General features: G+C 71.4%; 23 protein-coding genes. 10 read left to right on the top strand and 13 right to left on the bottom strand.

The window, feature by feature from the left end:
- Positions 1-425 precede the first annotated feature (425 nt).
- Positions 426-1,628, top strand: a complete 1,203-nt coding sequence (locus tag ABZY11_RS29075; protein WP_356481980.1) for an amino acid deaminase/aldolase — start codon at positions 426-428, stop codon at positions 1,626-1,628.
- 15 nt (positions 1,629-1,643) lie between these two features.
- On the opposite strand, the gene ABZY11_RS29070 is transcribed toward ABZY11_RS29075, so the two are convergent.
- Positions 1,644-2,576: a DUF2510 domain-containing protein gene (locus tag ABZY11_RS29070; RefSeq protein WP_356481979.1), complete on the bottom strand. Its 933-nt coding sequence runs from the start codon at positions 2,574-2,576 to the stop codon at positions 1,644-1,646.
- Between the two features lie 226 nt (positions 2,577-2,802).
- On the opposite strand from ABZY11_RS29070, the gene ABZY11_RS29065 reads away from it, so the two are divergent.
- Positions 2,803-3,498: an FCD domain-containing protein gene (locus ABZY11_RS29065; RefSeq protein WP_356481983.1), complete on the top strand. Its 696-nt coding sequence runs from the start codon at positions 2,803-2,805 to the stop codon at positions 3,496-3,498.
- A 611-nt stretch (positions 3,499-4,109) separates the two neighbouring features.
- Here the strand turns inward: ABZY11_RS29065 and ABZY11_RS29060 are convergent.
- Complete coding sequence (locus ABZY11_RS29060; protein ID WP_356481978.1) at positions 4,110-5,045, bottom strand: LysR family transcriptional regulator; 936 nt, start codon at positions 5,043-5,045, stop codon at positions 4,110-4,112.
- Positions 5,046-5,115: 70 nt separating this feature from the next.
- Between ABZY11_RS29060 and ABZY11_RS29055 the strand changes: the two genes are divergently transcribed.
- Complete coding sequence (locus ABZY11_RS29055; RefSeq protein ID WP_356481977.1) at positions 5,116-6,267, top strand: TDT family transporter; 1,152 nt, start codon at positions 5,116-5,118, stop codon at positions 6,265-6,267.
- Here the strand turns inward: ABZY11_RS29055 and ABZY11_RS29050 are convergent.
- From ABZY11_RS29050 to ABZY11_RS29035, 4 genes are all read right to left on the bottom strand, one after another.
- A complete protein-coding gene (locus ABZY11_RS29050; RefSeq protein WP_356481976.1) occupies positions 6,206-6,913 on the bottom strand; it encodes a helical backbone metal receptor in 708 nt (235 codons plus the stop codon). The genes ABZY11_RS29055 and ABZY11_RS29050 overlap by 62 nt on opposite strands.
- 13 nt (positions 6,914-6,926) lie before the next feature.
- The gene (locus ABZY11_RS29045) at positions 6,927-7,472 is read right to left on the bottom strand and encodes a helix-turn-helix domain-containing protein (RefSeq protein WP_356481975.1); all 546 of its coding nucleotides are present in this window, start codon (positions 7,470-7,472) and stop codon (positions 6,927-6,929) included.
- A gap of 160 nt (positions 7,473-7,632) precedes the next feature.
- Entirely contained in the window at positions 7,633-10,263 is a 2,631-nt protein-coding gene (locus ABZY11_RS29040) for an ABC transporter permease/substrate binding protein (protein ID WP_356481974.1), read from the bottom strand.
- Complete coding sequence (locus ABZY11_RS29035; protein ID WP_356481973.1) at positions 10,256-11,329, bottom strand: betaine/proline/choline family ABC transporter ATP-binding protein; 1,074 nt, start codon at positions 11,327-11,329, stop codon at positions 10,256-10,258. The genes ABZY11_RS29040 and ABZY11_RS29035 overlap by 8 nt, the downstream gene beginning before the upstream one ends.
- 396 nt (positions 11,330-11,725) lie before the next feature.
- Between ABZY11_RS29035 and ABZY11_RS29030 the strand changes: the two genes are divergently transcribed.
- Together ABZY11_RS29030 and ABZY11_RS29025 are read left to right on the top strand one after the other, a co-directional pair.
- Positions 11,726-12,634 carry a 5'-3' exonuclease gene (locus tag ABZY11_RS29030; protein ID WP_356481982.1) on the top strand — a complete coding sequence of 303 codons (909 nt, stop codon included), beginning with the start codon at positions 11,726-11,728 and terminating at the stop codon, positions 12,632-12,634.
- A 46-nt stretch (positions 12,635-12,680) separates the two neighbouring features.
- Positions 12,681-13,523, top strand: coding sequence for a siderophore-interacting protein (locus tag ABZY11_RS29025; protein WP_356481972.1), 843 nt, complete (start codon positions 12,681-12,683; stop codon positions 13,521-13,523).
- A 78-nt stretch (positions 13,524-13,601) separates the two neighbouring features.
- On the opposite strand, the gene ABZY11_RS29020 is transcribed toward ABZY11_RS29025, so the two are convergent.
- The gene (locus tag ABZY11_RS29020) at positions 13,602-14,306 is read right to left on the bottom strand and encodes a MerR family transcriptional regulator (RefSeq protein ID WP_356481971.1); all 705 of its coding nucleotides are present in this window, start codon (positions 14,304-14,306) and stop codon (positions 13,602-13,604) included.
- 155 nt (positions 14,307-14,461) lie between these two features.
- Here ABZY11_RS29020 and ABZY11_RS29015 point away from each other — a divergent pair, with 155 nt between their 5' ends.
- Positions 14,462-15,433, top strand: a complete 972-nt coding sequence (locus ABZY11_RS29015; RefSeq protein WP_356481970.1) for a hypothetical protein — start codon at positions 14,462-14,464, stop codon at positions 15,431-15,433.
- A complete protein-coding gene (locus tag ABZY11_RS29010) occupies positions 15,430-15,900 on the top strand; it encodes an ABA4-like family protein (RefSeq protein ID WP_356481969.1) in 471 nt (156 codons plus the stop codon). Before ABZY11_RS29015 ends, ABZY11_RS29010 begins: the two co-directional genes overlap by 4 nt.
- 29 nt (positions 15,901-15,929) lie before the next feature.
- On the opposite strand, the gene ABZY11_RS29005 is transcribed toward ABZY11_RS29010, so the two are convergent.
- The 3 genes from ABZY11_RS29005 to ABZY11_RS28995 form a co-directional block, all read right to left on the bottom strand.
- Entirely contained in the window at positions 15,930-16,709 is a 780-nt protein-coding gene (locus tag ABZY11_RS29005; RefSeq protein WP_356481968.1) for an ABC transporter permease, read from the bottom strand.
- Positions 16,706-17,719 carry an ATP-binding cassette domain-containing protein gene (locus ABZY11_RS29000; protein ID WP_356481967.1) on the bottom strand — a complete coding sequence of 338 codons (1,014 nt, stop codon included), beginning with the start codon at positions 17,717-17,719 and terminating at the stop codon, positions 16,706-16,708. Before ABZY11_RS29000 ends, ABZY11_RS29005 begins: the two co-directional genes overlap by 4 nt.
- 261 nt (positions 17,720-17,980) lie before the next feature.
- Entirely contained in the window at positions 17,981-18,643 is a 663-nt protein-coding gene (locus ABZY11_RS28995; RefSeq protein ID WP_356481966.1) for a PadR family transcriptional regulator, read from the bottom strand.
- 257 nt (positions 18,644-18,900) lie between these two features.
- Between ABZY11_RS28995 and ABZY11_RS28990 the strand changes: the two genes are divergently transcribed.
- From ABZY11_RS28990 to ABZY11_RS28980, 3 genes are all read left to right on the top strand, one after another.
- The gene (locus ABZY11_RS28990; protein WP_356481981.1) at positions 18,901-20,424 is read left to right on the top strand and encodes a molybdopterin-dependent oxidoreductase; all 1,524 of its coding nucleotides are present in this window, start codon (positions 18,901-18,903) and stop codon (positions 20,422-20,424) included.
- A 151-nt stretch (positions 20,425-20,575) separates the two neighbouring features.
- Positions 20,576-21,556 (top strand): ADP-ribosylglycohydrolase family protein, encoded by a 981-nt coding sequence (locus tag ABZY11_RS28985; protein ID WP_356481965.1) that lies wholly within the window; start codon positions 20,576-20,578, stop codon positions 21,554-21,556.
- A 99-nt stretch (positions 21,557-21,655) separates the two neighbouring features.
- On the top strand, positions 21,656-22,099 hold the full coding sequence (locus ABZY11_RS28980) for an SPW repeat protein (protein ID WP_356481964.1): 444 nt from the start codon (positions 21,656-21,658) through the stop codon (positions 22,097-22,099).
- A 90-nt stretch (positions 22,100-22,189) separates the two neighbouring features.
- On the opposite strand, the gene ABZY11_RS28975 is transcribed toward ABZY11_RS28980, so the two are convergent.
- The 3 genes from ABZY11_RS28975 to ABZY11_RS28965 form a co-directional block, all read right to left on the bottom strand.
- The gene (locus ABZY11_RS28975) at positions 22,190-23,263 is read right to left on the bottom strand and encodes a DUF917 domain-containing protein (RefSeq protein ID WP_356481963.1); all 1,074 of its coding nucleotides are present in this window, start codon (positions 23,261-23,263) and stop codon (positions 22,190-22,192) included.
- Positions 23,256-24,851, bottom strand: a complete 1,596-nt coding sequence (locus ABZY11_RS28970; protein WP_356481962.1) for a hydantoinase/oxoprolinase family protein — start codon at positions 24,849-24,851, stop codon at positions 23,256-23,258. Before ABZY11_RS28970 ends, ABZY11_RS28975 begins: the two co-directional genes overlap by 8 nt.
- 66 nt (positions 24,852-24,917) lie before the next feature.
- Positions 24,918-26,348 carry a cytosine permease gene (locus tag ABZY11_RS28965; RefSeq protein WP_356481961.1) on the bottom strand — a complete coding sequence of 477 codons (1,431 nt, stop codon included), beginning with the start codon at positions 26,346-26,348 and terminating at the stop codon, positions 24,918-24,920.
- Positions 26,349-26,480: the final 132 nt, after the last annotated feature.

Below are 26,480 nucleotides of genomic sequence, written 5' to 3'. Positions count from 1 at the left end.
CTCAGCCGGGCCGTGGACTCCGCGGGCGGGTCGGCCGCCGCGGGCGGTGGTGTGCTCGGGCGCATCGGAACGGGTGTGCCCGCGGAAGTCGCCGCGGGGTTCTGTGCCGGGGAGGCCGCCGGGCTCTGTGCCGGAGACGTCGGGCCCGGTACCGGAGACGTCGCCGGGCCCGGTGCCGGGGAGGCCGGGGGCGAGGTCGTGGGGCGGGGCGGGACAGGAGCGCGCTGCGCCTCGGTACTCATCCGCCCCCCTGGTCCCATTCCGTACCGCGCGCGGATCGACGTCACAGGCAGGCCCGTTGGTTGCCGCGTGCCGTCACTCTACGGGGTGGGGCGGCCCCGGCGGGAGCAGGCCGTCCAGCCCCTGGACGATCTGCGCAGATCATCCCCCTACCCAGCGGTACGGACGTCTGGCAAGCTGCGGCCATGACTGCCCGCGCCGCTGACCGGACCCGTTACAACCGGGCCACCGCCCATCTGGACGCCCCGATCGCCGTTGTCGATCTCGACGCCTTCGACGCCAATGCCGACGATCTCGTCCGCCGGGCGGCCGGGAAGCCGATCCGGGTGGCGAGCAAGTCGGTGCGCTGCCGGGCGCTGCTGGAGCGGGTGCTCGCGCGGCCCGGTTTCGCCGGGATCATGTCGTTCACGCTGGCGGAGTCGCTGTGGCTGGCGCGGGCCGGGTTCGAGGACGTGCTGCTGGCCTATCCGACGGCCGACCGGGCCGCGCTCGCCGAGCTGGCCGCCGATCCGAAGCTGGCCGCCGCGGTGACGGTGATGGTCGACGACCATGCGCAGCTGGAGCTGATCGACGCGGCTCGGGCGGGTGGCCGCGAGGAGATCCGGGTCTGTCTGGAGCTGGACACCTCGCTCCAGCTGCTCGGCGGCCGGGTCAGGGTCGGCGCCCTGCGTTCCCCGCTGCGCTCCCCCGCCCAACTGGCGGAGCTGGCACGCTCGGTGGCGCGTCGGCCGGGTTTCCGGCTGGTGGGCCTGATGGCGTACGAGGGTCATATCGCCGGGGTCGGGGATTCGGTCGCGGGCAGGCCGCTGCGCTCCCGGGTGGTCCGGCTGATGCAGGCCACCGGCCGCCGGGAGCTGGCCGTGCGGCGGGCCGAGGTGGTGCGCGCGGTACGGGCGGTGGCGCCGGACCTGGAGTTCGTGAACGGCGGCGGCACGGGGAGTGTGCAGCACACGGCGGCCGAGCGTGCGGTGACCGAGATCGCGGCCGGGTCGGGACTCTACGTACCGAGGCTGTTCGACAACTACACGTCGTTCACGGCCCGTCCGGCGGCGCTGTTCGCCCATCCCGTGGTGCGCCGGCCGGGGGTGGGGGTGGTGACGGTCCTCGGTGGCGGCTATCCGGCGTCCGGCCCCGCGGGCCCGGACCGGCTGCCCGTCCCGTATCTGCCGGAGGGGCTGCGCTACGACCCGCAGGAGGGGCCCGGCGAGGTGCAGACCCCGCTGCTCGGCGCCCCGGCCGACGATCTGCTGATCGGTGACAAGGTGTGGTTCCGGCACGCGAAGGCCGGTGAACTGTGCGAGCGCTTCGACGAGTTGCAGCTGATCGAGGGCGACCGGGTGACCGCGACGGTGCCGACGTACCGGGGCGAGGGCCGTACGTTCCTGTGAGCCGGGCGGCCCGGGTCAGGGCGCGATCGAGCTGCCCGCGCCGCCGCTCGTCGCGCTGTCGCCGATCGGCCGGATCGCCTTGGTGATGGTGTCCATGAGCGAGAGCGGCGGTCCGTCGGGGCCCGCGTCGAAGGCGTAGCGCACGATGATCAGCGACTCGCTGCCGATCGTGGACGGGAAGACGAGCGACTGCACATAACCGCCGGGTCCCTCGGCCGTGTTGACGCGCCAGCGCACCTGGTAGCCGGCGCGCCCGGCGACGCTCACGGACGCGGAGTCGAGCTGCTTGTGGGACGTGATGCCGCCGTGGATGCGGTCGCCGACGCTGTTCTTCTCGTAGGCGCTGTCGGCGGCGGCGGTGATGTCCTGCTCGGCGAGCTCCTCGGGGGAGGTGATGTCCGTGGCGCTCGCGATGCGGCTGGTGACGGTGCCGTGGTAGCAGAAGTCGGAGGAGCTGCCGGGACAGTCGTAGGAATCGACGGTGCGCATGGTGAGGACCTGTTCGACGGTCCTGTCGGGTTTTTCCCAGCCGTCGGGGATCGGCAGGGTGATGCCGTTGAGCTGGTCGACGAGGACCTTCGGGTCGTCCTCGGCCGGTGAACCGCTGGGCGACGGGGTGTCCGTCGCGGCGGTGGGCGGCGGGGCGGAGCCGCTCGGTCCGGCCTCGGGCCGCGTACCGCCCTCGTCCCTGCCCAGCAGGACGGCTCCGGCGACGGCCGCGCCCACGACGATCAGCCCGGCCACGGCGAGCGCGACGGTCCGGGTGCCGCCCCGGCCGGCGGTGGTGTCGTTGCCGGATGCGGCGGCGACCGGCTCGGGCGGGCCGAACCCCTGGGGCGCGGCGGCGGCCGGGCGGGTGTGCGCGGTCCACGCCGTGCCGTCCCACCAGCGGTCGGTGCCCGGTGTCGCGGCGTCCGGATACCAGCCGGGCGGTGTCGCGTCGCTCATCCCCTCACTCTAGGGTTCGGCCAACCCCACGGGCCCGCCGTTTTCCCGCCTGTCCGTATCGTCCCCGGGCGGTGCCCGGTCCACCGGGGGACGCTCCGCGCCGGGCCGGCCGGAACACTTAAGGTGTGAAGGTCAACCATTGACGGTCGACCATTGATCCAGCGGTCGACCATGGACCGGGAGGGAACGGGGCGTGGCCGGGGAAAGCGAGTTCATCGACCGCCTGATGCCCGTACTGCGGCCGGTCCGGGCGGGGAACGGCTTCGAGGAGGCGCTGGAGCAGATCCTCCAGGTGATCAGGCTCGGTCTGGTGCCGGGCGGCGGGCGGCTGCCGGCCGAGCGCGATCTCGCCGAGCTGCTGGGGATCAGCCGGGTGACCCTGCGCGAGGTGCTGAAGGTCCTTCAGGACCAGGGTCTGGTGGAGAGCAGGCGCGGCCGGTACGGCGGAACGTTCGTGCTGCTGCGCACCGACAGCCCCGGCGAGGACGAGCTGCGCCGGAGAATCACGTCCGTCGACATCGAGGACGTGCTGCGCTTCCGCGAGGTGCTGGAGGCCGGGGCAGCCGAGTTGTGCGCCGCGCAGGGGCTCGACGGCGAGGGCGCGGACCGGCTGCGCTCGGCCCTGACGGCGACTCACGAGGCGCCTCTGCAGGACTACCGCAGGCGCGACACCCTGTTCCATCTGACCCTGGCCGAACTCTCCGGGTCCGCGTCGCTGACCACGCAGTACGCGGCCGTCCGGGCCACCCTGAACGACCTGCTGGACTGCATCCCGCTGCTCGTGCGGAACCTGGAGCATTCCCAGCATCAGCACACCAGCCTCGTCGAGGCGGTCCTCGACGGGGACGGGGAGGCCGCGCGCGCGGTGATGCGCGAGCACTGCGCGGGCACTGCCGCACTGTTGCGCGGGTTCCTGGCCTGAGGGCCTGTCGGGTGACCTCCGACCGGGCGGCCACGCCCTGGCACGCACGCTTCCCGCGTTGTCGTCGGTCGCCAACGCTCCGCGTCGACTCCCTCCTCCGCCTTGGCATCGCACGCACCAGACCGCGTCCGCCATCCGATCCGAGGTCACCCGCCAGGCCCTGCGCGGGCGGGCACCGCCGGTCTTCCGGTGCGGCGCCCGGAAGTCCGTAAAGGTCTGATCTGCCACCATTGGCGGCCCTTGGCGGTGGCCGTGGCAGCCGCCTCAATAGGCGCTGCGCGCGAGCCTCCCACGCAGCCGACGCAGCGCCGCCGCGCCCTGGGCGCGCCGGAAAGCCCGCAGCGTCGGGAGGCCGGGCGGATCGGGGCGCAGCGAACCCGCTACGAGATAGCCGGTCGGCGCGGTGAGTACCCGCCTCTCCGGCTCCGCTCCTCGATGACGCGAGCACCGAGGATGTCCTACACGGCACCGCGGACGGGGGCAGGGAGGTCGGCCCAGTGGTGCCGGACGCCGGTGGCGGGGGGAGCGATCACATCCATCCGCACATCCTTCGCCACGGAGCCGGAACGCCCGCCAGGGATTTCGCCGGACGTACTGGCGACGGCGGGGCCTCATGGACGCGTCTGGCCGTCCCGTCCCGTCAGTGACAGCAGGTCGCGGGCCGGCCCCGTCGGGCGGTGGCCCGAGGGCCAGACCGCGCGCAGCTGGCGCCGCAGACGTACTCCGGCGACCGGGACCTTGACCAGGCGCCGCGAGGACAGCTCCTCGCCGAGCGCCAGTTCGCTCAGGACGCACGGCCCGGCGCCGCTCTCCGCGGCACCCTTCACCGCGGTCGTGGAGGAGAGTTCGAGCAGCGGCTGGGCCAGGCCGCCGTGCACGGCGAGGGCCGCGTCCAGGACCTGGCGGGTGCCGGAGCCGTGTTCGCGCAGGATCAGCGGGGCCGCGGCCAGCTCCTGTGGGGTGAGAGGGCTCAGGCGGCGGGCCCAGGGATGGGACGGAGCGACCACGACGACGAGACGGTCATGGGCGATGACCGTGCCGTCGAGCCCTTCCGGCACGGACAGGCCCTCCACGAAACCGAGGTCGGCCTCGCCGACCAGCAGCCGGCCCGCCACCGCCGCCGAGTTCCCGGCCAGCAGCGAGACCGCCGTGTCCGGCCGTTCGGCGCGCAGCGCTATCAGCCAGCCGGGCAGCAGGTATTCGGCGATGGTCATGGAGGCGGCGACCCGCAGCCGGGAGTCCCGCCGGTCCCGCAGCGCCTGCGCGCCCGCGTCGAACGCCTCGGCCGCCTCCACGATCCTGCGTGCCCAGTCGGTGACCAGCGCGCCCGCGTCGGTGAGCCGGGAACCGCGCGGTGAACGGTCCAGCAGTGCCACGCCGAGCTGCCGTTCCATGGACCGGATCCGGCTGCTGGCGGCGGGCTGGGTGACGCCGACGTCCCGGGCCGCGCGCCCCAGGCTGCCGTGCCGGGCGACGGCGAGCAGGAGTTCCAGCGCTCCGAGGTCGGGAACCCGGTGGGAGAGAGAGACATGTGCTTCGCCGGACATAAAGCCAGCTTATGACCTCATAGACACGGACTCCCTGGTGGGGCCCGGACCCCGCCGGGAAAATCGTGGCATGGCCATCTTTCCGCAGACGCAGCAGTCCCCAGTCCCGTTCCCGGCCGCCGAGCGGCTGCCCTCCCTGCGGTACCTCGGCCCCAACTGGTACGCGGCCGTCATGGGCACCTCGATCGTCGCGAGCGCGGGTGTCGCACTGCCCGTGCACATCCCGGGACTGCGGGCCGCCTGCACGGTGGTGTGGGTGCTGGCGGTGGTCGCGCTCGCCGCGGTGCTCGCGGCCCGTACCGGGCACTGGATCGCCCATCGCGACCAGGCCCGCAGCCATCTGCTCGACCCGGCCGTCGCCCCGTTCTACGGCTGTCTCTCGATGGCCCTGCTGGCCGTCGGCGGCTCGTCGATGGTGGTCGGCCAGGACGTCATCGGGCACCGGGCGGCCCTCGCCCTGGATGTCGTGCTGTACACGGCGGGCACGCTGATCGGGCTGGCCGCCGCGGTCGCGATCCCGTATCTGATGGTCGTACGCCACCGGATCGAGCCCGGCACCGCGTCGCCGGTGTGGCTGCTGCCGGTGGTGGCGCCGATGGTCTCCGCGGCGCTGGGCCCCCTGCTGGTGCCGGAGCTGCCCGCCGGACAGTGGCAGGAGGCGCTGCTGCTGGCCTGCTACGCGATGTTCGGTCTGAGTCTGCTGGCCACGCTGGTGATGCTGCCGTTGATCTTCGCCCGGCTCGTCCACCAGGGGCCGCTGCCGCTCGCGCTGACGCCCACCCTGTTCCTGGTCCTCGGCCCGCTGGGCCAGTCGACGACCGCGGTCAATCAGCTCGCCGATGTGGCGCCGGACGCGATCGGGGCGCCCTATGCCTCGGGGCTCGGGGTGTTCGCCGTGCTGTACGGGGTGCCGGTGATGGGTTTCGCCCTGCTGTGGCTGGCGCTGGCCCTGGCACTGGTGGTGCGGGCCGTCCGGAACGGCATGACCTTCGCCATGACGTGGTGGGGCTTCACCTTCCCGGTCGGTACGTGTGTCACGGGCGCCGCGGGTCTGGCCCGGCACACCGGTCTCACCGCGTACACCTGGCTGGCCGTCGCGCTGTACGTGCTGCTCGTGGCGGCATGGGTGGTGGCCGGGGTACGGACGCTGCGCGGGCTGTTCAGCGGAGCGCTGCTCGCAGCACCGCAGGCGCCCGCACCAGTGACGGCCCGTACCACGTGAGGTACCGCCCGTCGACGAGCGCGGCGGGCAGCGCCGGGAAGGCCTCGGGCCCGTCGTCCGTGGTGAAACGGTACGGCTCGTCGGGCAGCACCACCAAGTCGGCGCCCGCCGCGTTGAGTGCGTCGAGCGGGATACGGGGATAGCGCTCGGCGTGGTCCGCGTAGACGTTCTCGACGCCGAGCCTGGCCAGCAGGTCACCGGCGAAGGTGTCGCGGCCCAGGACCATCCAGGGCCTGCGCCACACCGGCACCACCGCACGGCGCGGGGCGCGCGGCGACGGGAGTGCGGCCCAGGCGGCCTCGGCCTCGTCCAGCCAGCGCGGCCTGGTCAGTCCGCAGGCGGTGACCAGGAGCCGGTCCAGCTCCTGGAAGGACTGGTCGAGGGTACGGACCTCGGTGACCAGCACCTCGGCACCGGCGGCCCGGAGCGCCGCGAGGTCGGGTTCGCGGTTCTCCTCCTCGTTGGCGACGACCAGATCGGGCCGGAGCGCGAGAATCGCGGCCACGTCGGGATTCTTGGTCCCGCCGATCCGGGCCACGTCCAGCCCGGCCGGATGGGTGCACCAGTCGGTGGCGCCGACCAGCAGACCGGGCGCGGTGACGGCGACGGCCTCGGTGAGCGAGGGCACCAGGGAGACGACTCGCACGACCGGCCCCCTCTCAGCGGCGCGGGTCGTAGGTGGCGTCGATGTGCTCGGCGACCGCGACGACCAGCAGCCTCGTACCGGGCACGGTGGCCCGCCAGCGGTGCCGCACCCCGCCGGACAGGAAGAGGGTGTCGCCCTGCTCCAGCCGGTACGCCTGCCCCTCGGCCTCCACCTCGGCGGCGCCCTGCGCCACGTACATCACCTCGTCGTTGCGGTGCTGGAACTCACGCCCGAGGTCGAGTTCCCCGGTGAACTCCAGGGCGCTGAGCTGATGGCGTCCGCGCACCACCCTGCGTACCCCGTCGCCCTCGCCCGCCCTTACCACGTCGACGGCGCGCGCCGAGTCCGCGGCGGCGCGCAGCCGGGCCGTGGTGGTCTCCAGGGCCTCGGCGACCCGGTCCAGGGACCGGGCGCTGGGCCGGGCCCGCTCGTTCTCGATCTGGCTGAGGAACGGCACGGACAGGCCGCTGCGCCCGGCGACCCCGGCCAGCGTGAGCCCCAGGGATCTGCGCCTGCGGCGGATCGCGGCGCCCACGCGGAGTGCTTCCTTCTCGTCCATGTCCGGCTCCCTCCCGACTCGCCATCCTTCCGGCTGCCAGCACATTACGCATACGGTTGCGCAAGGTCGGCCGGCCGGTGAACGTCCGGAAACCCGGAAAGGGCGGGCCCGCCGACGGCGGTGCCCACCCTTTCCGGTGCTTCGGAGCCTGCGGAGAGCCCTACTGCGGGGCCATCTTGTCCACGATGCCCGGATTCTTCTCCATCCAGGCCTTCACGGCCTCTTCCTCGTGCCCGGCGCCGAGCTTCTGGATCTGGTTCTCCAGGCCGGCGAGCTGGTCCTCGCTCAGCTTGAAGTCCTTGAACCACTTCGTCAGCTGCGGGTAGTTCTTCGGGAAGTCCTTGGACGCGATGGTGTGCAGCCGGTCACCGTTGCCGAAGGCCATCTCGGGGTCCTTCAGCTTGGTCATGCCGTACTCGCTGTACGCCCAGTGCGGGGTCCACAGCAGCACCGCGATGGGCTCCTCCTTGGCGTACGCGCGCTTCAGCTCGGCCAGCATGCCGGGCGTCGAGGAGTCGACGACCTTGTACTCCTTGTCCAGGCCGTACGTCGGCAGCACGTTCTTCTTGAGGTTCTCCATCGTGGCGGTGCCCGGCTCGATGCCGATGATCCGGCCCTTGAACTGCGAGCCCTTGCCCTTGAGGTCGGCGAGGGACTTGACGTCCTTCACGTAGGAGGGCACCGCGACCTCGATGGACGTCGGGCCGTACCACGACCCGAGGTCGGACAGCTGGGAGCCGTACTTCGCCCAGTAGTTCTTCTGCGTGTACGGCAGCCAGCCGTCGAACTGCACGTCGATCTGGCCGCGCGACATCGCGGCGTACATCGGACCGACCTCGAACTGCTTGAGGTTGATCTTGTAGCCGCGCTCCTCCAGGACCGCCTTCCACAGGTACGTGGCGGCGATGTCCTCCTCCCAGGGGAACCAGGCCATCTCGACGGCGCGGTCGCGCTCGTCCTTGCCGTTCGTGCTCTTCTTGGCCGTACCGGCCCCGGCGACCGGGGTCCACTTGTCGGCGACGCCCGGGTTGGCCTTCAGCCAGGTGCGGACCGCCTCCTGCTCCTTGCCGGAGCCGGACTTCTGGATCTGCGCTTCGAGGCTGGTGAGCTGGTCCTCGCTCATCTTGAAGCTCTTGAGCCAGCTGCCGACCTCGGGGTTGTCGGCAGAGAAGCCCTTACGGGCCAGGGTGTGGATGCCGTCGCCCTTGCCCCAGAGGTTCTTGGGGTCCTTGAGCTTGGTGAGCTCGAACTGGTTGTACGCCCAGTGCGGTGACCAGAGCGGAACGACGATCGGTTCCTTCTTGGCGTACGCGCGCTTCAGCTCGGCCAGCATCGACGGCGTGGAGCCGTCGACGACCTCGTACTCCTTGTCCAGGCCGTAGCCCGGCAGGATCTTGTCCTTGAGCAGGCCCGTCTCACCGGCGCTCGGTTCGATACCGACGATCCGGCCCTTGAACTGCGAGCCCTTGCCCTTGAGGTCGTCCAGCGACTGGACGTCCTTCAGGTACGACGGGACGGCCAGCTCCAGCGAGGTGGGGCCGTACCAGGAGCCCATGTCCTCCAGGCGGTCCTGGTACTTCTTCCAGTAGCTGGCGTGGGTGACCGGGAGCCAGGAGTCGGTCTCGAAGTCGATCTGGCCGTTGGCCATACCGGTGTAGAGCGCGCCGGCCTCGTACTGCTTGACGTCGACCTCGAAGCCGCGCCGTTCCAGCATCTCCTTCCAGAGGAAGGTGGAGGCGATGCCCTCGTCCCACGGGATGTAACCCATGCTGATCTTCTTGCCCGCGCCGATGTCCGAACCGTCGGCGGTGCTCTTGGTCTTGTCCGGGCCGAAGATGCCCAGGGCGCCCGCGACGAGCGCGAGGATCACGACGCCGGAGACCGCGACGACGGGCTGCGGGCGGTGGTTCCAGACCTTGAGTCCGCCGGCCATCGCCTGCGCCCTGGCGAGCGCGCGGCGGGCCAGCGGGGAGACCTCGCGGCCGAGCGCGCTGGTCATCCGGTCCAGGTACATCGCCACGATGACGATGGAGATGCCCGCCTCGAAGCCGAGACCGACGTCCACGTTGCCGATGGCGCGGTAGACGGCGCCGCCGAGGCCGCCGCCGCCGACCATGCCGGCGATGACCACCATGGACAGACCCAGCATGATGACCTGGTTGATGCCCGCCATGAGCGTGGGCAGGGCAAGCGGCAGCTGGACCCGCAGCAGGGTGTTGCGCCGGGTGGTGCCGAACGCCTCGGCCGCCTCGACGAGCTCGCCGTCGACCTGGCGGATGCCGAGCTCGGTCATCCGGACGCCCGGGGGCAGCGAGAAGATGATGGTGGCGATGATGCCGGGCACCACGCCGACGCCGAAGAAGATGACGCCGGGGATCAGATAGACCATGGCGGGCATGGTCTGCATGAAGTCCAGGACCGGCCGGATCACCGCGCTGACGGTCTTGGAGCGGGACGCCCAGATACCCAGCGGTACGGCCAGCACCAGCGCGATGATGGTGGCGACGAGCACCAGGGTGAGGGTGTCCATCGCTTCGTCCCACAGCTCGACGGAGTCGATGACGGCGAAGCCGACGAAGGCGAGTACACCGGCGAGCAGACCGCGCAGCCACCAGGCGATGACCGCGACGATGCCCGCGAAGAGCAGCGGGGCGGGGGCGGAGAGGACGGCGGCTATGCCGTCGAACATGTTGTTGACGATCGAGCTGATCGCGTCGAACAGCCAGGCGAGATGGGTCTGCAGCCAGTCGACGGCGGAGTCGACCCAGTCACCGAGAGGAAGCCTAAACACCGGCCACCTTCTTCGTGTCGATCGTGCCGGGCCTGACGTCCTGCGGGGGCTCGGCGGGGGTCATAGGTTCACCGAGGACGGCGAGCAGCCGGGCGCGCGGCACGACACCGACGAGCTTGCCCGCGGCATCGGTCACGGCGACCGCGACCCCGCTCTGCGAACAGGGCGTGAAGAGCTCGATGATCGGCGTGGACTCGGTGACGGTGGCCGGGGCGGCAGCGAGCACGTCGGCGGCGGTACGCAGTTCCTTGCCGTCGTCCGTGCTGGTGCCCATGACGGTGTGCGGCTCGGCCATGATGGCGCCCGCGGTCAGCACCCGGGTCCGGTCGACGTCCTGGGTGAAGGAGGCGACGTAGTCGTTGGCCGGGGTGACGAGGATGTCCTCGGCGGTGCCGAGCTGGACGATCTTCCCGTCGCGCATCACGGCGATGCGGTCGCCGAGGCGCATGGCCTCGTTGAGGTCGTGGGTGATGAAGACGATGGTCTTCTTCAGCCGCTTCTGCAGTTCGAGCAGCTGGTCCTGCATGTCGCGGCGGATCAGCGGGTCGAGTGCGCTGAAGGACTCGTCCATCAGGAGCAGGTCGGCGTCGGTGGCCAGGGCGCGGGCCAGGCCGACACGCTGCTGCATGCCGCCGGACAGCTCGTCGGGCCAGGACTTCTCCCAGCCGGCGAGGCCGGTCAGCTCCAGCGCCTCGGCGGCGCGCTGCTCGCGCTGGGCGCGCGGTACGCCCTGCACCTCCAGGCCGTACGCGGCGTTCTCCAGCACACTGCGGTGGGGGAAGAGCGCGAAGTGCTGGAACACCATGCTGATCTTGGAGGACCGGACATGGCGCAGTTCGGCGGGGCTCAGGGCGGTCAGGTCCTGGCCATCGAAGAGCACGCGTCCGGCGGTGGGCTCCAGAAGTCCGTTGAGCATGCGCAGCAACGTGGACTTCCCGGACCCGGACAGACCCATCACGACGAAGATCTGTCCCGGTTCGACGGTGAACGAGGCGTCGATCACCGCTGCGGTCGTTCCGTCGGCGCGCAGCTCGTCGCGGTCGGCGCCGCTTTCGAGTTTCTGCACAGCTTGATCGGGTCGTCTGCCGAACACTTTGTACAAGCGTTCAGCTTGCAGCCTTGACACATACACCTCGCGGGTTGAACCGAAAAACGGTCTGCCACCCCCTCCGGCAGACCGTGGAGCGGCGCGGATTCGGCCCGCATGGCACGTGCACTGGTTGAAACCGGTACGTGATCCGCTCCGGCTGCGCGCCTGCCCCCGCTTACACAACCCAAACGCAAGAGTGAGTCAGGTCACATACGGGTGATGGTTGACGCCGCCCATCCCCTTGCCCCGGTGCCGCCGACGGTGACGTCACCGACGACCGGTGTCCATGACGGCCGGCGTCCATGACGGCCGGTGTCCGCGGCGGCCGGTGTCAGTGGTGTGCGGCATCATCGGGGTGTGACGCGACGCCTGATGCTCCTCGACACCGCCTCCCTCTACTACCGCGCCTACTTCGGCGTCCCCGACTCGGTGCGCGCCCCGGACGGGACGCCGGTCAATGCCGTGCGCGGGCTGCTCGACTTCATCGGGCGCCTGGTGCAGGACCACCGGCCGGACGACCTGGTCGCCTGCATGGACGCGGACTGGCGGCCCCACTGGCGGGTCGAGCTGATCCCCTCGTACAAGGCGCACCGGGTCGCGGTGGAGACCGCCGAGGGGCTGCCGGACGAGGAGGAGACCCCCGACACCCTGGCCCCACAGGTGCCGGTCATCGAGGAGGTGCTCGACGCGCTCGGTATCGCCCGGGTCGGCGTCGCGGGCTACGAGGCGGACGACGTGATCGGCACGCTCACCGGCCTGGCCACCGGCCCCGTGGACATCGTCACCGGCGACCGGGACCTCTACCAGCTGGTCGACGACGCACGCGGGGTGCGGGTGCTCTACCCGCTGAAGGGCGTCGGCTCGCTCCAGCTGACGGACGAGGCGTGGCTCCGGGAGAAGTACGGGGTGGACGGCTCCGGCTACGTCGATCTGGCCCTGTTGCGCGGCGACCCGAGCGACGGGCTGCCGGGCGTCCCCGGCATCGGCGAGAAGACCGCGGCGAAGCTGCTGGACGCCTTCGGTGATCTGGCCGGGATCATGGCCGCCGTCGACGACCCGAAGGCGAAGCTCACACCGTCGCAGCGCAAGCGGCTCGACGAGGCGCGGGACTACGTGGCGGTCGCACCGAAGGTGGTCCGGGTCGCCGATGACGTACCGCTGCCGGAGTTCGACCCCGTGCTGCCCGCCGGGCCGCGCGATCCCGCCGCCCTCGAAGCCCTCGCGAAGCGCTGGGGACTGGGCGGTGCGCTGCAACGCCTGCTCTCCACTCTGCGCGACTGAGGTGCTAGCTTAGGTAAGCCTAAGCAATCGGAGCAGGGAGAACCTCGTGGCAGAACGACCGGCGCGGCAGGCACCCAAGGCACAGGGGGCCGAGGTGCTGCGCACCGAGCGGATCACCCCGCACATGGTGCGCGTGGTGCTCGGCGGTGAGGGCCTCGCCGGTTTCGGGCTCGCCGGGTTCACCGACCACTACGTCAAGCTCTGCTTCGCCCCCGAGGGCGCCGACTATGCGCACCCCTTCGACATGGCCCGCATCCGCGAGGAGCAGCCGCGGGAGCTGTGGCCCACGACCCGTACGTACACGGTGCGTTCCTGGGATCCGGTCGCCCGTGAGCTGGCGATCGACTTCGTGGTCCACGGCGACGAGGGCCTCGCCGGGCCCTGGGCGATGCGGGCGGCCCCGGGCGACCAGGTGACCTTCCTGGGTCCGGGCGGCGGCTACGGCCCGGACGCCTCGGCGGACTGGCACCTCCTGGCGGGCGACGAGAGCGCGCTGCCGGCGATCGCGGCGGCCCTGGAGAGGATGCCGACGGGTGCGGTGGTGCACGCGTTCATCGAGGTGACGGACGCGGCGGAGGAGCAGAAGATCGTGACGCCCGACGGCGTCGGGGTGACCTGGCTGCACCGCGGGGAGCGCCCGGTCGGCGAGGCGCTGACCGCCGCTGTGAAGGAGCTGGAGTTCCCGGCGGGCGAGGTCCAGGCGTTCGTCCACGGCGAGGCGGGCTTCGTGAAGGAGATCCGCCGCCATCTGCGCCTGGACCGCAAGATCCCGCTCCCCCGGCTGTCCATCTCGGGCTACTGGCGGCTCGGCCAGAACGACGACGCCTGGCGCTCGGTCAAGCGCGAGTGGAACGCACAGGTGGAGCGCGAGCAGGAGAGCGCCGCGTAACACCGGATCACGAAGGTACGCCCCGGCCGCCCCCTGCCGGGGCGTACCTTCGTCCGGGGGCCGGGGCCGGGCGCAGGGTCACCCATCGTCGCCCCGCGCCTCCGCTCCCTCGCCGCCCCGACCGCCCGCGTTCTCGCCGCCCCGACCGCCCTCCCCTTCGTCCTCGTACGTACGCGCGGACGCGTCCACGTGCGCGAGTCGCCGCAGCGCGCTGAACATCGCCTCCCCCAGCACCGTGCCCACCACCACGCCCTCCACCAGGTCCTCGCGCGCCACCCGCCGCCCCACGTAGTCGAGGTCGGCCCGCGCGACGGGTTCGGCGGCGGCCGCGTATGCGTCCAGCAGCTCGACGAATCCTCCGTGCCCGGCCCGCCGCAGCGCGACGATCACCGCGGCCAGGGACTCGCCGGCCGGGCCGTGCGCCTCGGCCCGCCAGCCGCGCCGCTCCAGCAGCTCCGCCACCTCGTCGCGGGCGTCCTCCAGCTCGGGCCCCGGCTCGTCCCCGTGCAGCGGAGTGAGGCGTTTCGCCGCGACGCCCAGCACCTTGTGCACCGGCTGCTCCGGGTCCTCGACCACCCGCAGCACATCACCGATGGCGGCCAGCGAGAGCCCGCCGACATCGAGCAGGGCGCGGATCAGCCGCAGCCTGCGCTCGTGACCGGAGTCGTAACTCGCCTGGTTCGGGCTGGTCAACTGCCCTGCCGGCAGCAGCCCTTCCCGTACGTAGAACTTGATCGTCGGTACCGGAACCCCGGACCTGCTGCTCAACTCGCCGATGCGCACCGCGTGTTCATCCTTCCGCGCTTGCCAACCCCCTGACCCATCATAGATAGTTCCATTATCGGATAGCAGGAAGTGCCACTATCCATAATTCCTGAGGGGTCCTCATGTCTTCCTGGCGCTCTTGGCATCGGCCGTTAGTCCTCTTCGCCGCGGCGATGGCCGTCATGACGGTCGTGTCGGCCGTGGGCCTGATAGCCGACGACCGGGTCCTCGCGGGCGCGGCGATATGGTTCAAACCGTTTAAATTCGCGGTCTCGTTCGTCGTGTACGCACTCGCCCTCGCCTGGATGCTGACCCTGGTCACCCGTGGCCGGCGGGTCGGCTGGTGGGCCGGGACCCTGGTCACGCTGTCCAGCCTCACCGAGATGGCGATCATCACCGGGCAGGTGATCCGCGGGAAGCGAAGCCACTTCAACCACGCCACCCCGTTCGACGAGACGCTGTTCAACGCGATGGCCGTCACCGTCGTCATCCTGTGGACCAGCACGCTGGTCATCGCGATCCTGCTGCTGCGCGCCCGGATCGCCGACCGAGCCTCCGCCTGGGCGATCCGCTCGGGCGTGCTGCTCGCCCTGGTGGGCGCCGGATTCGGTTTCCTGATGACCCAGCCCACCCCCGAACAGCGGGCGGCCGGGAACCTGGACACCGCCGATGTGATCGGCGCGCACTCCGTGGGCGTACCGGACGGCGGCCCGTCGATGCCCCTCACCGGCTGGTCCACGACCGGCGGCGATCTGCGCATCCCGCACTTCATCGGAATGCACGCGCTACAACTGCTGCCGCTCTTCCTGCTCGCGCTGGTCGCCCTGGCCCCGCGCTTCCCGCGGCTGCGCGACCCGCGAGTCCGGCTGCGGCTGGTGCTGGTGGCCTCGGGGGCGTACGCGGCGGTCGTCGCGCTGGTCACCTGGCAGGCGCTGCGCGGCCAGTCGCTGATCCACCCGGACGGTGCGACGCTCGGTGCCGCCACCCTGATCGTGGTCGGGAGCGCCGCCGCCGCCTTCGGGGCGCTGAGGCCGACTCCCGTACGACGGCGGACCGGTCCGGATCCCGACTCCGGCTCCGGCTCTGGTTCCCGCTCCGCTTCCAACTCCGGTTCCGATTCAGCCCAGAAGGAGTTCGCGTCATGACCGGTGCACTCTTCGAGATCTCGTTCTTCCTGGCAGCTCCGTTCTGGCTGCTCATGATCCTGGCGCCCAACTGGCGTCCCACGGCGCGCATCGCCGCATCGCCGCTCACCGTCCTGCCGGTGCTGGCGCTCTACCTGATCATGGCCGTGCCCGTCCTTCCCGAGCTCTGGGACGCGGTGCGCAGCCCCGACATCGACACCTTCCGCGATCTGACGGCGCTGGCGAACGGGGCGGGGGCGATCTGGGCACAGGTGATCGCCTGGGATCTGCTGCTGGGCCAGTGGATGTTCCTGGAAGGGCGGCGACTGGGGATCTCGCCGCTGGTCATGGGCCCGTTGCTGGTGCTGACGATTCTGCTGTCGCCGTTCGGGCTGCTGGTCTTCCTCGCGATGAGGGCGGTACTGAGGCCGAGGACCCGGCCCGGGAATGAGATCCCGGACCGGGTCGGCCGTACGACGCTGTCGTAGGTGCGTCCGCCGGACGGACTTCTGGCCCGTCAGACGGACTTCTGGTACGAGCGGAACGTGCGGGTCGACAGCCCGACCGCCACCACCGCGAGCACCAGAAGGGCTCCCCCGCGGCTGAGCACCACACCCCAGTCCGGGGCGGCGGTCAGCGCGGAACGGCCCGCCACCATCGCCCAGTTGACCGGGTTGAAGTCGGCGACGTGCCGCATCCAGGCCGGCATCTGGCTCGGGGCCATGAAGGAGGAGGAGAGAAAGGTCAGCGGCAGCAGCAGAAAGGTGTTGATGCCGATGATCGACTCGCGTCGGCGGACCAGCATGCCCAGGGCGTTGGAGAGCGCGCCGAAGACCGTACCGAGCAGGACCGAGGCGACCACCAGGATCAGCAGACCGCCCGCACCGCCCGGGTAGGAGGCCCCGGCAGCCCGGCCGAGCAGCACGATGACGACGGACTGCACGGCGGTGCTGATGCCGTTCTGCACGACGTTGGCGTTCATCAGCGCGTTGCGGCTGACCGGCGTCGTCAGGAAACGGTTGAGCGTGCCCCGCTCGATCTCCTCCAGGGTGCCCATCCCGACCCACATGCTCGATCCGAGCGCGCTCATCACCACGATGCCCGGGATCAGGTAGTCCAGATAGGACGTGGTGCCGAAGCCGCCGAGCTCGACGACCTTCTTGAAGAGGTTGCCGAACAGGAACAGCCAGATCACCGGCTGGACCAGGGAGATCGCCAGAAAGACCGGCTGCCGGATGATCGCCATGAGCTGACGCTGGGTCATGTACCAGGTCTGGGCGAGTGCTTGGCTGCTCATCGGGTGCCTCCGGCGGGGGTGAGGGCGGGGATGTGCCGGGCGTCCGCGGCCTCGGCCTCGGAGAAGCGGCGTCCGGCGTAGCGCAGATAGACGTCGTCGAGGGAGGGGCGGGCCACGGTGGCGGCGGCGACCACCGCACCGGCCCGCTCCAGGGCGGCGAGCAGGACGGGGACGGCCGCGGCGCCGTCCTCGGCCCGTACGCTCACCCGGCGGCCGTCGACCAGCACCTCGTGCACACCGGGCAGTCGGGTCAGCGCGGCGGTGATCACCGCGGTGTCGCCGTCCGTACGCAGCTCCATGTGGACGGCGTCGCCCCGGAGTTCACCCTTGAGTCCGTCGGGGGTGCCCTCGACGACGATCCGTCCGCGGTCGACGATCGCGATGCGCTCGGCGAGCCGGTCGGCCTCCTCCAGGTAGTGCGTGGTGAGGACGATGGTCAGCCCCTCGTCACCGGCCAGCCGGGCGATCTCGTCCCACATCGCCGTGCGGGCCTCGGGGTCGAGCCCGGTGGTGGGTTCGTCGAGAAAGAGCACCTCGGGACGGTGGACCAGGCCGAGCGCCACGTCGAGGCGGCGCCGCATCCCTCCGGAGTACCCCTGGACCCGGCGGTTGCCCGCGTCGGCGAGGTCGAAGCGGTCCAGCAGCTCATCGGCGCGGCGCCGGACCTCCGCGCCCCGCATCCCGTACAGCCTGCCCTGGAGCAACAGGTTCTCCCGGCCGGTGGCGACCGGGTCGGCGCCGGACTTCTGGGCGACGACGCCGATGGCGCGGCGGACCCGGTCGGGGTGGCGCAGCACATCGTGTCCGGCGACGGTCGCGGTGCCGGAGTCGGGGCGGGCCAGGGTGGTGAGGATCTTTACGGTGGTGGACTTTCCGGCGCCGTTGGGGCCGAGCAGCCCGAAGACCGTGCCGGCTTCGATGCCGAGGTCCATGCCGCGCAGGGCGGTCACATCGCCGGGATATGTCTTGATCAGGTTTCGCGCCGCTACTGCGGGCGCACGGGTGCTCATGACAGAGCTCTCCTGTGGTCGGCGGGGTGCTCGGGCGCACCGAGCACTCGGGCATGCCGAGCCGATTCCGCGTGAAGAGCGCCGGGCTATCCTTGGTGGGCCGCACCTCGATCGCCCGGTTCGCCTTCACGGCGTGACCGGTCCGGGGTTCGAGACCCCGGCGGTCGCTGCTGCAACAGCTTCCACCGGGGCCCTTCTCTCTGGGGCCTGCCTCCAGGGTCTTTTGTTTGGATCAGCCCGGCATGATCCAAACGAAAGGCCCTAGCTGCTCCGCCCCGGCTCCAGGACGACCTCCGGCTCGTCCAGGTCCTGCCAGTCCTGCGGGACTTCACCGGTCTCGTGGAAGGACTTCCACTCCTCGATGCCGCTGATCGTCTCGTCGGTGAGTTCGTCGCGGAATTTCTTGATCCACTCCAGCTGTGCGTCGATCATGTGGAGCTGGTACTCGGTCTCGATGACGAAGACGCGGGGCAGCTTCTCCCCCAGCTGACCGAGGACACCGCGCAGGGCCGCCCCCTGGATCGCCAGCGCCGCCCCCCGGGTCTCCATCAGCTCCGCCACTTCCCGCGGCGGCAGCACCGGCAGCAGCGACAGCGCCGTCTCGAAGACCGGGTACTCGGCGGCGGGGACGGCGAGCAGATCGGAGAGCCAGTCCAGCATCTCCGCGCGCCCGGCCTCGGTGATGCCGTAGAGCGTGCGCTCGGGGCGATTGCCCTGCCGCTGGACGCCGGCCACCTCCACGTACCCGTGCTTCTCCAGGTTCTGGACGACGGTGTAGAGCGAGCCGAAATTGATCTTGACGCTGTGTTCCTTGCCGCGCCGCCGAAGCGTCTGGGCGATCTCGTACGGATGCATGGAGCGCTCCGCGAGCAACACCATGACCGTCAGCGCCAGCGGATTACTGAGCTTGCGCCGCTTGGCCACCGACCCCACCACTCTCTAATCCGTCACCGAATACTCGCAGGCGAACATATCGCGTTCACCCAGACGCGTCAACCACGATGTATCGCGTATCCCCGATCGCATGACAGGATCTCGCAAGCTGACCGTTTTGCACCGTTATCGCCAGGGAGGCGGCCTGCGTGAAAGAAGCCGATGCGCAACGCCACGGAACCTCCCGGGCCGATGGGGCGCGCCGCCGGACCCGCGCCGCCCGCATCGCTCTCGCGGCACTCGCCGGACTGATCGCCGGGTTCTGCGCCCTGGCCGTGGCCGAGCTGGTCGCGGCCTTCGTACGCCCCGAGGCGGGGCCCGTCACAGCAGTGGGCGGGGCGGTCATCGACCGCTCTCCCCCGGCCCTGAAGGACTTCGCCGTACGGCACTTCGGCACCGGCGACAAGCTGGTGCTGCAACTGGGCATCGTGGTGCTGCTGGCCGTCTTCGCCATGGCGATCGGGGTGCTGGCGCTGCACCACCGGCGGACCGGCTCGGCGGCCGTCCTGGTCTTCGGCGTGGTCGGGGCGGTCGCCGCGGTGGGGCGGCCGGGGGGTAGCGCGCCGGACGCGTTGCCCTCTGTGGTCGGTGCCGTGGTGGGTGCCGGAGTGCTGTTCGCCCTGGCCGGACGGCTCACGACAGCTCCCGCTCCGCCGCCCGCGGCGGGCGAGGCGTACGGCGCCTTCGACCGCCGGGGCTTCGTCATCACGGCGGCCGTGGCTACGGCGGCCTCGGCCGGCGCGGGACTCCTCGGGCGACGGCTCACCTCCTCCGTCCAGGCCGGGGCCTCCGCCTCACGCCATGACCTGGTCCTGCCCGTACCCGATTCCGCCGCGCCCGCCGTCCCGGCCGGCACCGAGCTGAGGATCCCGGGGCTGGGTCCCTTCTTCACCCCGGACAAGAGCTTCTACCGGGTGGACACGGCCCTGGTCGTGCCCCGTCTCGACGCTGCCGGCTGGCGACTGCGCATCCACGGCGAGGGGGTCGCCCACCCCGTCACGCTCGGCCTCCACGACCTGCTGCGCCGGGAGACCGTCGAGCGGGACATCACGCTGGCCTGCGTCTCCAACGAGGTCGGCGGCCCGTACATCGGCAATGCCAGGTGGCTCGGGGTACGGCTGGCCGATCTGCTGCGCGAGGCCGGGGTGCGGCCACCGTCGGCGGGCGGCCCGGCCGACCAGCTCGTGGCGCGGTCCGTCGACGGCATGACGATCGGCACTCCGGTGGAGGCGGTCATGGACGGGCGCGACGCGATGCTGGCCTTCGGCATGAACGGCGAGCCGCTGCCCTTCGCGCACGGTTTCCCGGTCCGGATGGTCGTACCCGGCCTCTACGGGTACGTGTCGGCCTGCAAGTGGATCGAGGACATCGAGCTGACGACCTTCGCCGCGTACGACGCCTACTGGGTCAGGCGGAGCTGGGCCCAGCAGGCACCGGTCAAGACCGAGTCCCGGATCGACACCCCCCGCGCCTCGGCGTCCCCGAAGCCCGGCACCGTGCCGGTGGCCGGGGTCGCGTGGGCGCAGCACCGCGGCATCTCGCGGGTGGAGGTCCGGGTGGACGGCGGTCCGTGGCACCCGGCCCGGCTGGCGGCCGAGGACAGCCGGGACACCTGGCGCCAGTGGGTCTGGGAATGGCCGGCCACGTCGGGCCGCCACACCCTGGAGGTCCGCGCGACGAACGGCACCGGCGCCACCCAGACCGGGGAACGGACCGGCACGGTTCCCGACGGTGCGACCGGCTGGCACTCGGTGGTGGTCGAGGTCTCCTGAGACCCATGTGTGCGGCCTCCTGAGACCACGCGTGCTGAGACTCGGGCGTGCCGGCCCGGGGATGTGCTGGGACCGGACGTGTGTGCACTTCGCGGCCATGGCGGCCGGTCCCGCCGGGGGGCCGGGAGGCCGTCGTCCGTACGCTGGCCGGATGAATCCTCCGAGCCCCGTGGCACGGCAGGACCGGGTGGCGGGCGCCGTCGTCGGTTCGGCGGTGGGTGACGCGCTGGGCGCGCCGTTCGAGTTCGGGCCCGCCGGGGTGTACACGACCCGCTTCCCGGACGGCGTCGGCACGATGTGCGGGGGCGGCGGCTGGGATCCGGGCGAGGCCACCGACGACACGCAGATGGCCGTCCTGGTGGCGGAGTCCCTGCTGGAGCGGGGCGGCCTCGACCTTCCCGACATGTTCGGCCGGTTCCGCAGGTGGGCGGCGGGCGATCCGAAGGACATCGGGCTCCAGACCGAGGACGTCCTGACGAGCGGTGAGGGGTGGGACCTCGCGGCGGCACTGCACTTCCAGGTCAACGGGCGTGCGGCGGGCAACGGTTCGCTGATGCGGGCGGCCACTTCCGCCGTGTACTTCGCGGCGCGGGGCCGTACCGCGACCATGGACGCCGCCCGCCGGATCGCCGCGCTGACCCATGGCGACCGGGCCGCCTGGGAAGGCACCGCCGTGCTCCACGAGCTGATCCGGGTGGCACTGGACGGCGACGATCCGCTCCCCGCCGTCCCGGATGCCCTGGACCGCGTGCACCAGGATCACCGCGCGCGCTGGGCCACCGTCCTCGCGCCCGAGTGGCACCCGCGGGCGGCGACGGAGTTCAACGGTGCGGTCTGGCCGTGCCTGGGCACCGCGCTGTGGGCGCTGCGCACCACGGATACGTACGAGAACGCCCTGGCGGCGGCCATCGACACGGGCGGGGACACCGACACGGTCGCCGCCGTGACCGGCGCTCTGGCGGGCGCGGTGTACGGCTTCGGCGCGATCCCCCCGCGCTGGACAGAGCCGCTGCACGTGCCGCTGCCGGGGTACGGGGACCGGGTGCTGCGGACGCCCGCCCTGGTGGCGCTGGCGCGGCGGCTGGACGATGCATCACCTCGTGCGGTTCCCACGGAATTTCGCGGGTCCTGAATCTACACATAAGTGCGGTATAAGCGCAGAATGACAGAGCAGGCCGCTTATCGCACAGAAGTGGCTGGTTGGTCTGCAGGAGCGAAGGAGACGAACCCCATGTCAAACGTCTCGCACACCGGCCGTGACATAGCCAGTCACCCCGATGTTTCCGAAATGCGCGATCGCTACGCCCGCATGCTCGGTGGCCGCGATGTGGCCCTGGTGGACGCGCCGGTCTTTCTCGTCGGTCTCTACTGCGCCATCTCGCCATGGGTGCTGCACTTCACGGCGAGTCAGCCCACACTTGCGACGCACAACCTGATCATGGGTGTCGCGATCGCCGCGCTGGGCCTCGGGTTCACCGCCATGCCGGAGCGCATGTACGGCCTGAGCTGGGCCATCTGCGCCATGGGTGCCTGGACGATCATCGCTACGTGGATCGTCGGAAGCAGCCCCGACCTCGGCATCGTCCTCAACAACGTCATCGTCGGCGGTCTGACCGTACTGCTGGGGCTGGCCTGCGCAGCCGTGTCCATGAAGAGGGGCAAGCGCGCGGTCTGAGAAGCGGCAAGCGCGCGGTCCGAGAAAGGGAAGGCCCCGGCCGGTCCGCCTGACGCGGGCCGGCCGGGGCCGCTCCGGCCGGTCCGTGGGTCAGCTCTCCCGGAACGGCAGATAGTCCACGTCGTACCCGAAGTACCGCGGCCCGGCGAGCGCCAGGCCGCCCGGAGTGGTCCAGCGCGGGTCACAGGGGGCCGCGAGGACGCTGACGCGCAGGCCGTAGCGCAGGCCCTCCGTGGTCACCGGGTCGCCGGTGTCGGTCTCCAGCACGCAGATGAGGTCGGGCGTGGTGGCGACCGTCTCGCCGTCACGGGTGGCCAGCAGATGCTCGTTCTGGAAGCCGAGTTCCAGCACCCGTCCGGCGTCGTCGCCGATGCCCTCGATCCGGGCGCTGCCCCGGGCGAAGCCGCCCTGGGTACGGCGGCTGACGTCGATCACCTTGCCGGTCAGCAGATGCGTGCCGGACAGCATGGCGCGCGCCGCCCGCACCGGGTCGGTGTGCGCGGCGCGCGCCTCGCGCACGGCGGCGCCGAGCCGTTCGGCGAGCGTCAGCGTCTCGGGGACGAGCCCGTCGGCGAGCTGGTCGCCGCGCATCACCGTGTCGGCGCTGGAGATCTGACAGCCGAGCTCCACGCATACGGCCCTCGCGATGCGCTCGGCGGCGTGGTTGGAGACGGCGTCGACGATGATGCTGTTGCCCTTGTCGTCGGCGAGCGCCATCGGGGTGTTGGCCACCCCGATCAAGCCGGGCAGCACCATCTGTGCCTCGGGAAAGGCACGGCCCATGGCGTCGCCGTCGACCAGCGGCAGCCCCGATTCGGCGGCGCAGGCGATGGGCAGCATGGAGTTGACGCCACCGACCTCGATCGGTGCGATGTGGGTGGCGGCCCGGCCGATGTGCTTCTCCAGGGCGCGCAGGGCGGCCACTTCCTCGCCACCGGCGGGGACGCGTTCCAGCAGCACCGTCGGTGCCCCCATCCCCGAGACGGGTACCACGGTCGCGTCGGCCGGCACCTCGTCGAAGGCGACGAGCCGGACCGGCCCGTGCTTGCGGATGGCCTCGCGGGCCAGCAACTTGCCGATGTACGGGTCGCCGCCCCCGCCGGTACCGAGGATGCCCGCGCCGCGCGCGATGTCGTCCAGGTTGTCGAGGTTGATCTCACGCATGTGACGCTGCTCCATGGGTGTCGCCCGCCCCGGCCGGGGCGTGGGTGCTGCCGATGCCGTTCAGGTCGAGGTCGCCGACCGCCTTGACCCGGATCCGGGTCGCGCCGCCGGGCAGATAGGCCAGCGGGACCTCCTCCACGTCGACTATGCGGACCGTGCCGGGCCTGGCGCCCGCGCTCTCGGCCCGGCTCACGGCCTCCTCGCGGGCCTCGGCGAGCACGGAGTCCCGGCGCCCCTGCGGGACCTGGAAGACCCGGTCCACCTCTCCGCCCACCTGGGCGATGGCGGCGCCCACCGCGTTGGCGACGTCGAAGTGGCCCGGGCGGCGCACATCGTCGAAGCCGGGCAGCGCCGCGGGCACCAGCACGCTGCCGCCGCCGACCGCGACGACCGGCAGCGGCCCCGCCGAGGTACGCATCCGGTCGACGGTCTCCGCCAGCCGCTCGGCGATCCGGTCGAGCGCGCGGGCGGTGAACTCCGGGTCCAGATGGGCGACCCGGGAGCGGTCGCCGATGTCGGCACGGCCCGCGGCGACCGCGAGATCGGTCGCCGTCAGGGTGTCGCCGCCGAAGACCAGCGCCTCCTCGGTGAGCCGGAACCCGACCGAGCGGGGGCCGGTCCTGCCGTCGGGCGAGACCAGGGAGCCGCCACCGATACCGAGCGAGAGGACGTCGGGGATACGGAAGTTGGTACGGATGCCAGCGGCCTCGCTCTCGCCCGCCGCCTCGCGGGGGAAGCCGCCGGCCAGAATGCCGACGTCCGCGGTGGTGCCGCCGACGTCGACGACCGCGCAGTCGCCGAGACCGGACAGGAAGGCGGCTCCGCGCATCGAGTTGGTGGGCCCGGAGGCGAAGGTCGCCACCGGGTAGGCGCGGGCGAAGTCCACGTCCATCAGCGTGCCGTCGTTCTGCGACAGGAAGAACGGGGCGGTCAGCGACACCTCGGCGAGTGACTTGGCGAACGACTCCACGATCGCGGTCGCCAGATCGCGCAGGGCCGCGTTGATGATCGTGGCGTTCTCCCGGGCCAGCAGTCCGACCCGGCCGAGTTCGTGGGAGAGCGAGAAGTGCACGCCGGGGCCCAGTTCGGCGCCGAGGATCGCCGCGGCCCGGCGCTCGTCCTCCTCGGCGACCGGGGAGAACACCGACGAGACGGCCACCGAGGTCAGGCCGCGCGCGGCGATGTCGGCGGCGGTGCGCTTCAGCTCCTCGGGATCGAGCGGCGACAGCGGCCGTCCGTCGAACTCCCGCCCGCCGTGGCAGAGATACCCGTGCCCGCCGACGGCCGCCCGCTGGCGCTCCGGCCAGTCGGTCATCGGCGGCAGGGCCGCCGTGGCGGGCAGGCCGAGGCGTACCGCGGCGACGGGAGCGAGCCGGGCGCCCTCGATCAGCGCGTTGAGGAAGTGGGTCGTGCCGATCATCACGGCGGTGACGGATTCCATCGGCGGGTCCAGTGCCCGGATCGCCGAGGTCACGCCGGAGGTGATGTCGGAGGTGGTGGGGGTCTTCGCGGTGGCGATGATCCGGTCGTCGTCGCCCAGAAGGGCGGCGTCGGTGTTGGTGCCTCCGACGTCGATTCCGATGCGCATGCTGTGTCTGTCTTTCGTAGGGGGGTTCGTAAGGGGTTCGTAGGGGGTCTCGGACGGGTGTCCGGGTCAGGCGGTGGCCTTCGACGACCAGGCCGTACCCGCTTCCGCCTCGATCGCCGCCGCGGGGCGTGCGGGCTGTTCGAACGGCAGGTCGCGGGCGCCGCGGACCAGGCCGAGCCTGCCGAGTACGACATAGCCGAGCCCGGCCAGCAGCAGGGAGTTGAGCGCCGGGATACCCCACCACTGGTAGTGGTCGCCGAGCCAGCCGAACAGGGAGGCGGCGGCCCACAGGACGATCGTGGCCGGCACCCAGCTGGGTTCGGTCTCGGGCAACCGTCCCGCGGAGCGCGAGGCGTCCAGCTGCGGCCGCCACTTCTTCACCACGGAGTACTCGGCGACCATGATCCCGGCGACGGGCGGCGTCAGGACGCCGAGGACCGTGAGGAAGTCGGTGAACCGGTCCAGGATTCCGGCGGCCGCGGCGAGGCTGCCGAGCACACCGATCGTGACGGTCGTACCCACCCGGTTCAGCCGGACCTTGAAGAGCGCCTCGACCGCGCCGATCAGACCGAGCGACGAGGAGTACAGATTCCAGTTGTTGATCTTCACGGTGGCGGAGACCAGAACGATGACGCCGATGACACCGGAGGAGGACGTGATGATGGCGATCAGGTCGGAGGACTTCACCGCGTAGGCGAGCAGCACACCGCCCAGGCCCAGGACGTACTCGCCGAGGCTGATGCCCACGACCGTCTGCTTGACGACGTCGCCGGTGTTGCGGTTGAAGCGGGTCATGTCGGGGGTGGTGACCGCGCCGACGATGTACGAGCCGGCGACTATGGTCGCGCCGGTGGCGATGGACATGTGGGCGCCGAACGGTGCCGAGGACACCAGGTCACCGACGTTGTGCCGGGAGAACTCGACCGTCATCGCCCAGCCCGCGAGGCCGAGGAAGGCGGGAACGGTGACGAAGGCGGTCCAGCCCATGGCACGGAAACCGCGCAGTACGAGCGCGGTGACGCCGAGCCCGCAGATCAGGCACCAGGCCCAGACCGGCAGCGCGGGCACGATGGAGTGCAGCCCGGCCGCGAACACCGCCGTCTGCACCCCGAACCAGCCGAACAGGCTGACCGCGATGACGAGTCCGATGAGGGTGGAACCGTACCGGCCGAAGCCGGTCCAGCGGACCAGCATCGAGGTGGACAGGCCCTCCCGCATGCCGGCGATACCCACGAAGATGCAGACGATCTCCAGGATCACCGAGCCGAGCGTGAACGCCCAGAAGGCGCCCCAGAAGGAGAGCCCGGCGCCGAGCGCGGCACCCAGCAGGAACTGCGTCAGGTCGGAGAGCTGGCCGAAGCGCTGCACGGCGACGTTGAACCAGGAGTAGCGGGCCGCGCGCGGCACCCGCTCCAGCGGGTAGTCCTCGTCCTGCTGCCGCGTCGGTGCCTGTGCTGGTGCGGATGGCGCTTGATGCACATCGAACTGCTGGGTCATGGGGACGGTTCCTCGGGTGAGCGGGCGGGCAGGAGGGCGCCCGCATCGGCTTCTCCCAGATGAACACCCGCTTTGCTGCCTACCGGGACGCGCTCGGCCTGGACGAGGGACTGGACTTCCACTCCTTTCGAA

The organism is Streptomyces sp. NPDC006510, from assembly GCF_040611955.1.
Taxonomy (GTDB): Bacteria; Actinomycetota; Actinomycetes; order Streptomycetales; family Streptomycetaceae; genus Streptomyces.
This window is presented reverse-complemented; position numbering and strand designations above follow the sequence as displayed.